Raw genomic sequence first — 11,850 nt, 5'->3', positions numbered from 1 at the left:
TGGGCTTTTACGTTGATTTAACAAAAAAATCCGCTATTAACCGACGTTATCCGCCATCGTCATCAGCGAGGCATTACCGCCGGCCGCTGTGGTATTGATGGTTATAGTCTTTTCGGTGACCAGACGGTGTAGCATCCGCTCATCGGCCGGTGAGGTAATCAGCGGCAGAATGGCGCCTTCACGGGCCGCAATCAACTCAGCGGCCAGTGGCTTCAGCGCGCTGCTAACCTCAATAATGGCGCCGTTTAATTCCGGATGCGCCAGCAAGGTTGTCAGACAATCCAGCCGGACTACTGCCAGTAAATGCTGTGGCATACCCGCCGCCAATAGCGCTTTAATACAGGCCTCGGCTTCTGGCAGCTCGGCATCTTCCACTGCGGTGATCACGGCATTACCGGCCGCCAGCGCGGTGATAATGCTCAGTAACCAGTGGCTAAAACTGCTGCTGTCATCGCGCAATAAGGCCAGAATGCCACGCGGATCCAGCACCAGCACGTTACTCTCACCGGTTGGCCCAGGCAGGTTAATCGGACGGTTTAATTCCAATTCAACCCGTTGCAGTTTGGCGCGGGCGACCATTAATACCTGCTCCAGATCCGGCTCCTGGCGGCTTACCACCTGATTGCTGGCTAGGGACGCCAGGAATTGCCGCAGTACGGAGGTACGCGCCGTGGTTGGCAGCTGTGACCATTTCTGCTGCGCCACTGCAGCTGCCGGCATCGCATAAGCCACAGCACTGCTGGTGGTTTCGGCCAGTAAGCGGGCTTTTTTCGCTGCATCCAGCACTGCACAATCAACACTGAGGTTGTCTTTTACCAGCCGCTCCAGATACAGCGGGCCACCGGCTTTCGGACCTGTACCAGACAGACCACGGCCACCGAAAGGCTGCACGCCTACCACAGCGCCAATCATATTGCGGTTAACATAGATATTACCGGCTTTGATTTCGCGGGCGACCTTGCTGGTAAACTGCTCAATCCGGCTGTGTACGCCCATGGTCAGGCCATAGCCGGTAGCATTGATTTGCCGGATCACATCTTCCACCTCTTCGGCCTTAAAGCGGATGATATGTACCACCGGACCAAAGACTTCACGCTCCAGCACCGTCAAATCGGCAATTTCATACAGGTGCGGTGCGAAGAAATAATGCTCGCCCTCTGTCGGAATAGCACAGGCATAATGCAGCTTGGCTTTATCCTTTAAATAATTCACATGGCTGGTTAGCCGGTCATGGGCTTTGGCATCGATAACCGGGCCCAGGTCAGTGCTTAACCAGGCCGGATCGCCAACATGCAGCTCGGCCATGGCGCCTTTAATCATCGCAATAATCTTATCGGCCACATCTTCCTGCAGGAATAACACCCGCAGCGCCGAGCAGCGCTGGCCGGCACTCTGGAAGCCAGATGAAATTACATCATCGACCACTTGCTCTGGCAGGGCGGTAGAGTCAACAATCATAGAGTTCTGACCGCCGGTTTCGGCAATCAGTGGTACCGGCTCGCCGCCGCGCTCTGCCAGTTTACGGGCGATCCAGCAGCCGGTTTCGGTAGAGCCGGTAAACATCACGCCTTGCACCCGCAGATCCGGCACTATGTGTTCACCAACCTGACGCCCCGGTGCAATCACCAGTTGCACCACATGCTCCGGCATACCGCATTCGCGCAGTAATTCCACAGTACGCAGCGCAATCAGACTGGTTTGTTCTGCCGGTTTGGCGACCACGGTATTACCCACTACCATCGCTGCCGCGACCTGACCGATAAAGATTGCCAGTGGGAAGTTCCACGGGCTGATACATAAGAATACCCCACGCGCCTGCTGTGGTTTGGCACACAACAGCTCGGCCTGATGGGCATAGTAACGGCAGAAATCGACCGCTTCGCGTACTTCGGCTACCGCATCGGCCAGTACTTTGCCGGCTTCTTTGACACAGAGAGTTAATAATTCGTCGCGGTGTTGCTCCATGGCATCGGCTAACTTACGCAGCAGTGCGGCCCGTTCACTGATGGCGGTTGCCGACCAGCTGGTAAAGGCCTGCTCGGCGTTGGCCAGCAGTTGCTGCATTTGCTCCGGGCTATGGTAGTGCAGATAGCCGATGACTTCTTGCAGGTTCGCCGGATTGACCACGGCTACCGCACCGTCCGGTGCCTGTTGGCTGGTGATCTGCTGCTCAAACTCAGACATATGCTGTTTCAGTGGCGTTAGCTGATTAATATCGGTCAGATCCATGCCTTTTGAGTTCAGGCGGCTGGCGCCATATAAATTCGCTGGCAGCGGAATAGACTGATTGCGCTTCTGGCGCCAGCTTTTTACCACTTCAACCGGATCTTGCAGCAGCGACTCGACCGGAATGCTCTCGTCGATAATATTGTTGACGAAGGAGCTGTTGGCACCATTTTCCAGTAAGCGCCGCACCAGGTAGGCCAACAGATCCGAGTGTTCACCAACAGGGGCATAGATACGGCAGGGCACTTTTTCATTGGCAACCACTAAGTCATACAGTGCATCGCCCATGCCATGTAAACGTTGGAATTCAAAACCGGTCAGATCGCCGGCCATTTCCAGAATAGTGGCCACGGTATAGGCATTGTGGGTAGCAAACTGCGGATAGATGCTATCGCGGTACGCCAGCAGTTTTTTAGCACAGGCCTGATAGGAGACGTCAGTTGACGGTTTGCGGCTAAATACCGGGAAATCGTCCAGCCCTTCCACTTGTGACAGTTTGATCTCGGTATCCCAATAGGCGCCTTTCACCAGGCGCACCATCAGCTTACGACCGACTTTTACCGTCAGCTCGCGCAGCCACTCAATCACATGCAAGCCACGTTTCTGATAGGCCTGTACCGCTAAACCAAAGCCTTCCCAGCCGTTCAGATCCGGATCGCTGAATACCGCGCCAATCACATCCAGCGACATATCCAGCCGATCGGCTTCCTCAGCATCAACGGTAAAGCCAATATTGTAAGACTTGGCAGCCAGTGCCAGCTGTTTCAGACGCGGGACCAGCTCGGCATGCACCCGGTCCAGATGGCTGAATTCGTAACGTGGATGGATAGCCGATAATTTCACCGAAATGCCCGGGCTCTTAATCGGGCCGCGGCCGTTAGCCGCTTTACCGATGGCATGGATCGCCGTCATATAGGCGGCAAAGTAGCGGTCAGCATCGGCCATAGTGCGGGCGCCTTCACCCAGCATATCGTATGAATAGCTAAAGCCTTTGGCTTCCATTTCCACCGCACGCGCTAAGGCTTTGTCGATGGTGGTGCCCAGCACAAACTGAGTGCCCATAATTTGCATCGCATAACGCACCGCCTGACGGATCACCGGCTCGCCTAAACGGCCACAGGTGCGTTTTAATAAACCAAATTGCTGCTTGCGCTCGTCGTCGGAGTAATTCACCAGCTTACCGGTTAACAACAAACCCCAGGCCGAGGCGTTGACAAAGAGTGAGCTGCTGTTGCCCAGGTGCGAGCTCCAGTCACCCTGTGACAGCTTGTCGCGGATTAAACGGTCAGCGGTGGTTTTGTCCGGTACCCGCAGCAGGGCCTCGGCCAGACACATCAGCACCAGACCTTCTTCGGTCGACAGCGAAAACTCGTTTAACAGCGCATCAACACCGCCTTTGCCAACCTGTGACTGGCGGATATACAGCACCAGCTGACGGGCCCGCTCCCAGGCACGGCTGCGGGTTTTGGCATCAACCTCGGCCAGCGGCAGCAGAAAATCTAACACCTGATCTTCATCGGCGCGGTAGTGATTGCGGATGGTTTGACGCAGCGGGTCGGTAGTAACCAGTGAACCGTTAAACAGCATAGAAAAGTATCCTGAAAGTAGGCCATATTATTGGCGGCATTGTAGAGAAAAGGCTGCCGCATAGGGTGGTTATTTTTTTAATTTAACCGTATATAATTCTGTCAATAATAGCCAAAACCCAAAAAAATACTGCCATGACGACGAACAGCAAAATTAAAGCGTTAGACCGGATCGATATTAGTATTCTGGATACGCTGCAAAAAGAAGGGCGTATTGCCAATGTCGACCTGGCAAAGAAGGTGAATTTAAGCGCCAGCCCCTGTATTGACCGGGTAAAGCGGCTGGAAAAAGAGGGCTTTATTGAAGGCTATGGTGCCAGGCTAAACAGCAGTAAGCTCGGCTATGGTACTGCGGCCTTTATTCAGGTCACGCTGGACCGCACCACCAGCGATGTGTTTGATAAGTTCCGCGATGCCGTGGTGCAAATTCCGCAGGTGGCGGAGTGCCATATGGTGGCGGGCGGTTTTGACTATTTACTGAAACTGCGGCTGCCGAATATGGAAGCCTACCGCAGTATTCTGGCGCAGATTGTGGATTTGCCCGGTGTGGCGCAAACCCATACTTATGTGGTGATCGAGCAGGTAAAAAACGACCAGGGCTTGCCGCTGAAACTGCATGCCGATGCGAGTACGCCACCGGCACAAAGTTAGCGAGCCGTGTTACATCCAGCGATCGCTGTTACGACGCTGTGGTACCAGCTTCGGCAAAATCAGCCCGAATAACAGACCAAACAGTAAGATGGCGCCGCCCAATACCATAGGTTGCTGCCAGAAGCTGGCTTGCTGCGCATCCAGTTCATTGCTAAGTCGCTCGTTAGTACGCTTTAGCTGTTCCAGTTCGGCCAGCGCCTGATCGCGTTCCAGCGTCAGGCGCTGCACCACTTGTTGCCCTTGACCGCTATCCTGTTCCAGCTCAGTTAAACGGACGCTTTGCTGTTCAAAACGGCTCTGTAGTTCCGTAAACTGCGCCCGCAGACCCGGGGTTAAGCTCAAGTGTTCTTTCGGTAACCAACCGCTGCGGTTATCCTCGGTTTGCACCTGCACATAGCCTTCTTCTTCAGCCAGGCGCAGCACGCTGCTGCCAGCGGTCAGGGTGCCAATAATCCGGTATTGATTACCCGGACCTGAGTGCAGATAAACTACCAGATTATCGGAAATAAAGGCTGGGGTAGCGCTGGTTTGCGCCTTAACTACAGACACACAAAGCAGCAGGCTAAGCAAAAATAACCACTGACAAAAGCTGCGAAATAAACTGAACATAGGTATCCTGACCAAAATCAAAGCAGTAGTGCATGGGTATTGGCGATGATAGGCAGTTGTGTAGCAGTTTACAAGGGCTAATACCGGCGCTGTGTTATTGCAGGAGAGATCAGTATGAGTCTGGAGCTAGAGTTAAAGTTTTTAGTCGGTGCAGCCGACGCACCGCAAGTGGGTAAGCTATTGGCGCTCTATGGGCAAGTTACGGCAAACCCTGCTCAGCCGTTACTAAATGCCTATTTTGATACCCCACAGCAATGGTTCCGTCGCCACGACATGGGGTTGCGAAGCCGGCAAAAGCAGGGAAAATTTGAGCAAACCATTAAACTGGCGGGGCAACAGCATGGCGCTTTGCAGATCCGGCCCGAATATAATCTGCCTTGCGCTGGTGTGGTGCCAGAGCTGGCTGCCTTTCCAAGCAATATCTGGCCGGCACAGGCCGAGCCTGCAGTACTACAACAGCACTTGCTGGAGCTGTTTCGCACCGACTTCATCCGGCAGAGCTGGCAGCTGACTTCGCCACAGGCACTGATTGAAATAGTCTATGATCAGGGCGAGGTACGCTCCGGTGAGCGCCGGCAGCTGATTTCTGAACTGGAGCTGGAACTGCTGGATGGCGACGCCCTGGCGTTGTTTGACCTGGCGGAGTTTCTGTTACAGGCTTTGCCACTGAGGGCAGGCTGGTTGAGTAAAGCGGCCAGAGGGTATCAGCTTTATCTGCAGCATGGCACTCCTTATCCGCCTGAAATCCCACTCTCAGTACTGCCAGCGGAACGTTTGCTACGACATTTACAGCGCTTACAGCAACTGGAGAATTGTTATAGCCAGCAACTCAATCTGGCGCTGCTGCAGGATGTCGCAGCTGAGCTGCAGCTGCTGGCGGATATCCTGCAGGATGAGGGCGAGCAACTGCTTGCCAGCCAGGGCCGTGGCCTGTTGCGCCAGCTTGTTGAGCAGCAGGGGTTGCTGTTCAATCAGCAAAGTTATCAATTATGGTTGCTAAAGTTGTCCCGTTTGCTGTGGCAACGCCAGCAATCCGGCTGCTGAGGAAAAAAGATGACAAGCACTGACTCAATCGTCTCCATTTTAACGCCATCACAGCAGGCTAACTTGCATCTGTTGCTGCAGGCCAGCAACTTTCTGGCCAGAACACTGCAGCAACAACCGGCATTAGTCAGCGAACTGATTGAGTCGGAACGGCTGGCAAGTAGCTTACAGCAGGGGTTTAGCGATCCGCTGGCGCAAACAGCGGATCTCAGTGAGCAGCAAGCCTTTGCCTTGCTAAGACAATACCGCAATGCCAGCCTGAGCCGGATCCTGGCTGCGGACATTCTGCAGTTACAACCGATCACTGCCAGCCTGAGTCAGGTTTCCGCGCTGGCAGATTGCCTGATTAACAGTGCTTATCACTGGGCGTACCAACAACTCAGTGCCTTACACGGTACCCCGCTGGATCAGCAAGGACAGCCGATGCCGCTACTGATCCTGGGCATGGGCAAATTGGGCGGGCGCGAGCTCAATTTTTCATCAGATATTGATCTGATTTTTACTTATCCGGCCAATGGTGAAATTGCTGGCAGCCGGCGGCCGTTGGAGTATCAGCAGTTTTTTACCAAGTTAGGGCAAAAACTGATCGCCGCCCTGCATCAGGTAACGGCGGATGGTTTTTGCTATCGGGTCGATATGCGGCTGCGCCCTTTTGGGGAAAGCGGCCCGTTGGTACTTAGCTTTGCGGCACTGGAAGACTATTATCAGGAGCAGGGCCGGGAATGGGAACGTTACGCCATGTTAAAAGCCCGGGTACTGAATCCGGACCCCTGTCACAGTGCGGAGCTGACCGCGCTACTGAAGCCATTTATTTATCGGCGCTATATCGATTACTCGGCCATTGAGTCGCTGCGGCGGATGAAGCAGCTGATTGAGCAGGAGAATCGCCGCCGTAACCGGCGTGACAATATCAAGCTGGGGGCCGGTGGCATTCGCGAAGTTGAATTTATTGTGCAAACCCTGCAACTGATCCGTGGCGGCCGGATCCCCAGTTTGCAGCAAGCCTCTATTTTGCTGGCGTTCAAGGCGCTTCGGACAGAGGGGATCCTGGACGCAGCCAGTGCGACCATGCTGGAGCAAGACTACCTGTGGTTGCGCCGGGTTGAACAAGCGCTGCAAGGCATGGATGATAAGCAAACGCAAACCCTGCCGACCGATCCTGAGCAGCAACAGAGGCTGCTGACGGCTTTGCAGCGGTCGGATTGGTCCGCGCTGACCGCCGAGATTGAACAGGCGATGCAGCGTATCCATAGCCAGTTTAAACAGGTGATCGAGCCCGAGCAGCAATTGGACGCCGAAGAGATCAGTCTCGGGCGGCTGTTATGGGATAGTGAGCTACCCAGCACTGAACTGGCGGAACAGCTCGACTGGTTGGATAGCGAACAGGCTGAGCAATTGGTTGCCCAACTGCAACAATTTAAACAAGATTGTCAGCGACGCTCTGTCGGGCCGCGCGGCCGCGATTATCTGGCCAAGTTGATCCCGCGCTTACTGCATTGGCTGGAACAGCAGCAGGCTTCGGCGGCGGTATTAAGCCGGATCCTCGGTGTGTTCCGGCAAATTGTTACCCGTACCGCTTACCTTGAGTTGCTGTTTGAAAATCCACCGGCCTTACAACAACTGGTCCTGTTGTGCGCGCAAAGTGGCTGGCTGGCCGAGCATCTGGCCCGTTATCCGATGTTGTTGGATGAGCTGATTGATCCGGCGCAGCTATATCAGGTTGCTAATAAAGATGATTACCGGGATCGCTTACGGCTCTATCTGCTGCGGGTGCCGGAGGATGATTTGGAATTACTGATGGAAAGCCTGCGGCAGTTTAAACAGGCTCAGCAGTTACGTATCGCTGCTGCCGATATCAGTGGGGTGTTGCCACTGATGAAAGTCAGCGATCATCTGACCTGGCTGGCCGAAGTCATTATCGAACAGTTGGTTGAGCTGGCCTGGCAACAAATGACCGAGCGTTTCGGCTTACCAGCCGGCGCCAGTCAGCAGGATAAAGGTTTCGCGGTAATAGGTTACGGTAAGTTGGGGGGGCTGGAACTGGGGTATGGCTCCGATCTGGATTTGGTGTTTGTGCATCAATGTCAGAGCCAGGCGCCAACCAGCGGCGAGCGGGCTATTGATTCGCTGCAATTTTACCTGAAGCTGGTGCAGCGCATTCTGCATCTGAGTACCACCCGTACCAATAGTGGGGTGCTGTATGAGATTGATACCCGCTTGCGACCATCCGGGAATTCCGGCTTGCTGGCGATCCATATTGATACGTATCAGCAGTACCTGCAGCAAGAGGCCTGGACCTGGGAGCATCAGGCGCTGGTGCGTGCCCGCCTGATCGTTGGTTCGCCGGCCCTGAGTGCCCGCTTTACCGGGATCCGGCAACAAATCCTCAGTCAACCCAGAGAGCTGGCAAAATTACAGCAGGAAGTGCGTGACATGCGGCAAAAGCTGCGTCAGCACCATGGTGCCGACAGCACGGATGTTAAACATAGTGTCGGCGGTATTGTTGATCTGGAGTTTATCAGTCAGTACCTGGTACTGGCTTATGGCGCACAACATGCCGAGCTCTATCAATACAGTGACAATATCCGGATCCTGGAGGCGGCGGCTCAGGTTGGCTTAATTAGCCCTCAGCAAGCGGAACAACTTGCCGAAGCTTATCAGCTGTTACGAGGGGTGGGTCACCGCGCCACGCTGATGCCGGCCATGCAAAGCAATTTGCAGCACAGTAACGAACAGCGGTTGGTATTATTGCGCCAGGCCGTCAACCAGGCCTGGCAGCAGTGGCTTAACGACGAGCCGGCAGCGATTGTGCCGTAGCGATACAGCTCTGCCGCAGATACTCATGTTCCAGATCGGTCATCACCAGAGCCCGTGCCCGCGGGCAGTACCAACCGGTAACCCGTTGTTTAAAGTCGGGACTGATGGTAAATGCCAGTTCTTGTACGGTATCCAGCAGGGTACCGTTGGTTTCAAAGAACTGCTTAATCACATAGTCGCGTGGTAGAGTCCAAAACAGTACCAGATTTTCTTGTTGTGCGTATTGGCCCAGCGCCTGCTTGACTGTTTCACCGGCCTGAAAACGACGACGGGTATTAGCGCCGCGCCAGGCTGGATCGGCTGCCGTTACCTGAAGTTCGCGCCGGCGTAGCTGAGGGATCAGGTCTTTGCTGCTATCTTGCAGCGTAATAATATACTCACTCTTAGAGCTGCCCTGCATAATGCTATTGCGGAAGTTGGCATAAAACCGGCTGAAGCCCTCTGCTGCGGTATTGGTTTTTTCCGGATTGATCAATACATCAGGTTTAATCACCAAAAAATAGATCAGCACTATGCCCAGCAGCAGTAAAATCACATTAACAAATACTTTCATAGGTCGCTCCGGCGCCAGATTTAGTAAAGCGAGGGCGCATTGGGATCCGGTCGGGTTTTAAAGCGCCGGTGCAGCCACATATATTGTTCCGGTTGTTGCAATACCGCCCGTTCCACCCACTGATTTACCCGGGTCAGATCCAGTTTATCGTCCCCGCTGGGGAAGTCTTGAAACGGTGGCAGAATTTCAATCTGATAACCCTGATAGTCAGCTAAACGACTGGTGATAACCGGGATCACCACGCAGTTAGCGGCATTGGCAAACAGCAGGGTACCGGTCGTGGTCGCTGTCTCAGCAACAGCAAAAAAAGGCACAAATTCGGCGCGATTGCGGCCATAGTCCTGATCCGGCAGATAAAAACACACTTCCTGTTCATTCAGGGCCTGGATAAGTCCTTTGACATCCCGCTTACCAATCATATATTTATTCGAGCGGGCGCGGCCATGGTACTGCAAGTAGTCCCACAGTGGGTTGTTGTTTGGCCGGTAAAAGCCAACACTGGGATGCGTTAAGCCGAATACCCGGCAAGCCGCTTCCAGATGCAGAAAGTGGGCTGCCAGTAGTAACACGCCCTTGCCTTCAGCCAGCGCCTGTTGAATATGTTCGTAGCCTTTAAAATGGGCCAGCTTACGGATCCGCCAATCTGGCCACCACCAGCCAATTACAGTTTCCAGCATAGCTTTGCCACTTTCTTCGGCATTACGCCAAAGTAGGGTTTCGCGTTCGGTCACGGGCATCTCGGGAAAACACAGCTCCAAATTACGGCGTGCAATCTTCTGACGGGATTTCAGTACCTTGAATAATAAGCGGCCAAAAGTGGCGCCAATGCCCATTAATACGCGGTAAGGTAACCAACTGAGCAGGTACAGAAAGGCCGCACCCAGCCATACCAGCCAGTATTGCGGTAACAAAAAACGCCAACTAAAACGGGGAGCATTCACCACTATCTACGCATCCGAAAACTCAGGTTGCCGGTATTGTAACGGAAAAATGACTGCGGGAAAGCTGAAACTGGTAGGAGCATGGGCGGGTGCAGCCTGAGCTACACCCGCAACCAACTTAGTTAGTCAGGGCTGCGTTAATTGCCAGCAGGTCCTGTTCGGTCAGATTACCTGCAGCCTGCTTTAGCTGCAGCTGGGCCAGAATATAGTCATAACGGGCACCGGCCAGATTACGCTGGGCGTCAAACAGGTTACGGGTGCTCAGCAACACGTCAACGATAGTCCGGGTACCAACCTCAAAACCGGCTTCTGTGGCCTGCAGTGCGCTTTGCGCCGAAATTACCGCTTGTTCCAAAGCTCGGATCACTGACATTTGTGAGTTGACGTTATTAAAAGAACTACGCACCTGCCGTACGACGGAACGATGGCTTTGTTCCAGTGCCTGGCTAACCTCAACATAATTCGCTTGCGCGACCCGCACGCCCGCTTCGATACCGCCACCGGCATAGATGGGTACTGACAGATTAATGCCCACAGAGCTGCTATCGGCGCGGTCAAAGCCTGAAGTTTTCGAAACGCCCAGGTTTGCGGTGGCATCCAGGGTTGGCAAGTGACCAGCTTTGGCCAGTTCGATATCCAGCGACGACACATCCAGCGCAATACGCTGTGCCTGTAACGTCAGGTTATTTTGCTCGGCGATATTCATCCACTCGCTGACCACCTCTGGTGATGGCCGTGACGCAGAAAATTTATCGGTATTCAACTGCGCAATTTCAGCATGATACTGGCCGGTGATTTCGCGTAGCGCTTCGCGGGCATTCTCCAGCGCGTTTTCGCTACTGATGCCACGGGCAACGACGCTGTCAAACTGTGCTTGTGCTTCATGCACGTCGGTAATGGCGGTTAAACCCACGGCAAAGCGTTGTTTGGTTTGCTCCAGCTGGCGCTCTACTGAGCGTTTTTCTGCTTCGACAAAGGTCAGGTTATCGCGGGCCCGCAGCACATCAAAGTAAGCACTGGTCACCCGGACAATCAAGGCCTGCACTTCGGCGTTGTAAACGGTCTGGTTTTGTAGCGCGACTTTTTCCGCGCGGGACAAACCTTGCCAGTTACTCCAGTCGAACAGCGATTGGCTGGCCCGGATACCGGCACCGACGGTGTTACTGCCGCTAAAGCGTAGGTTATCGCGGCTGCTACGCGTAACATCGGCGCCAAAGTTGACCGAGGGCAACAAGCGTGATCTGGAGACATCAATACGGGCTGTGGCAGCGTCACGGTTTGCGGCCGCCCGCTGTACCACCGGATCTTTCTGGGTGGCTAACTGATAAACGGCTTGTAAATCCTCAGCACTTAATTGCAGGCTGAAAAAGCTCAGAGATGACAGCACCAAGGTGCTTAAAAGGGTTTTTTTCATCTTTATAAA

General features: G+C 54.0%; 8 protein-coding genes. 3 read left to right on the top strand and 5 right to left on the bottom strand.

The genetic code is table 11. The annotated features are described in order from the left end of the window. Positions 1-36: 36 nt before the first annotated feature. Positions 37-3,813, bottom strand: coding sequence for a bifunctional proline dehydrogenase/L-glutamate gamma-semialdehyde dehydrogenase PutA (putA, locus tag H1D31_RS01845; RefSeq protein ID WP_261255472.1), 3,777 nt, complete (start codon positions 3,811-3,813; stop codon positions 37-39). 134 nt (positions 3,814-3,947) lie between these two features. On the opposite strand from putA, the gene H1D31_RS01840 reads away from it, so the two are divergent. Next, entirely contained in the window at positions 3,948-4,463 is a 516-nt protein-coding gene (locus H1D31_RS01840; RefSeq protein ID WP_008609190.1) for an Lrp/AsnC ligand binding domain-containing protein, read from the top strand. A gap of 9 nt (positions 4,464-4,472) precedes the next feature. On the opposite strand, the gene H1D31_RS01835 is transcribed toward H1D31_RS01840, so the two are convergent. After that, positions 4,473-5,072 carry a TIGR04211 family SH3 domain-containing protein gene (locus H1D31_RS01835; RefSeq protein ID WP_261255468.1) on the bottom strand — a complete coding sequence of 200 codons (600 nt, stop codon included), beginning with the start codon at positions 5,070-5,072 and terminating at the stop codon, positions 4,473-4,475. A 114-nt stretch (positions 5,073-5,186) separates the two neighbouring features. Between H1D31_RS01835 and H1D31_RS01830 the strand changes: the two genes are divergently transcribed. Together H1D31_RS01830 and glnE are read left to right on the top strand one after the other, a co-directional pair. Beyond that, entirely contained in the window at positions 5,187-6,116 is a 930-nt protein-coding gene (locus tag H1D31_RS01830; RefSeq protein ID WP_261255467.1) for an inorganic triphosphatase, read from the top strand. 9 nt (positions 6,117-6,125) lie between these two features. Continuing rightward, positions 6,126-8,933, top strand: coding sequence for a bifunctional [glutamate--ammonia ligase]-adenylyl-L-tyrosine phosphorylase/[glutamate--ammonia-ligase] adenylyltransferase (gene glnE / locus H1D31_RS01825; protein ID WP_261255465.1), 2,808 nt, complete (start codon positions 6,126-6,128; stop codon positions 8,931-8,933). On the opposite strand, the gene H1D31_RS01820 is transcribed toward glnE, so the two are convergent. The 3 genes from H1D31_RS01820 to tolC form a co-directional block, all read right to left on the bottom strand. Then, complete coding sequence (locus H1D31_RS01820; RefSeq protein WP_261255462.1) at positions 8,902-9,486, bottom strand: toxin co-regulated pilus biosynthesis Q family protein; 585 nt, start codon at positions 9,484-9,486, stop codon at positions 8,902-8,904. The two genes, glnE and H1D31_RS01820, sit on opposite strands and share 32 nt — an antisense overlap. A gap of 20 nt (positions 9,487-9,506) precedes the next feature. Beyond that, positions 9,507-10,430: an LpxL/LpxP family Kdo(2)-lipid IV(A) lauroyl/palmitoleoyl acyltransferase gene (gene lpxL, locus H1D31_RS01815; protein WP_261255459.1), complete on the bottom strand. Its 924-nt coding sequence runs from the start codon at positions 10,428-10,430 to the stop codon at positions 9,507-9,509. Positions 10,431-10,545: 115 nt separating this feature from the next. Further along, positions 10,546-11,841, bottom strand: coding sequence for an outer membrane channel protein TolC (gene tolC / locus H1D31_RS01810; RefSeq protein ID WP_261255457.1), 1,296 nt, complete (start codon positions 11,839-11,841; stop codon positions 10,546-10,548). Positions 11,842-11,850: the final 9 nt, after the last annotated feature.

The organism is Alishewanella sp. BS5-314 (assembly GCF_025377695.1).
Classification (GTDB): domain Bacteria; phylum Pseudomonadota; class Gammaproteobacteria; order Enterobacterales; family Alteromonadaceae; genus Alishewanella; species Alishewanella aestuarii.
Note: the sequence above shows the minus strand (reverse complement) of the source record. Positions and strands in the feature narration are given on the sequence as shown.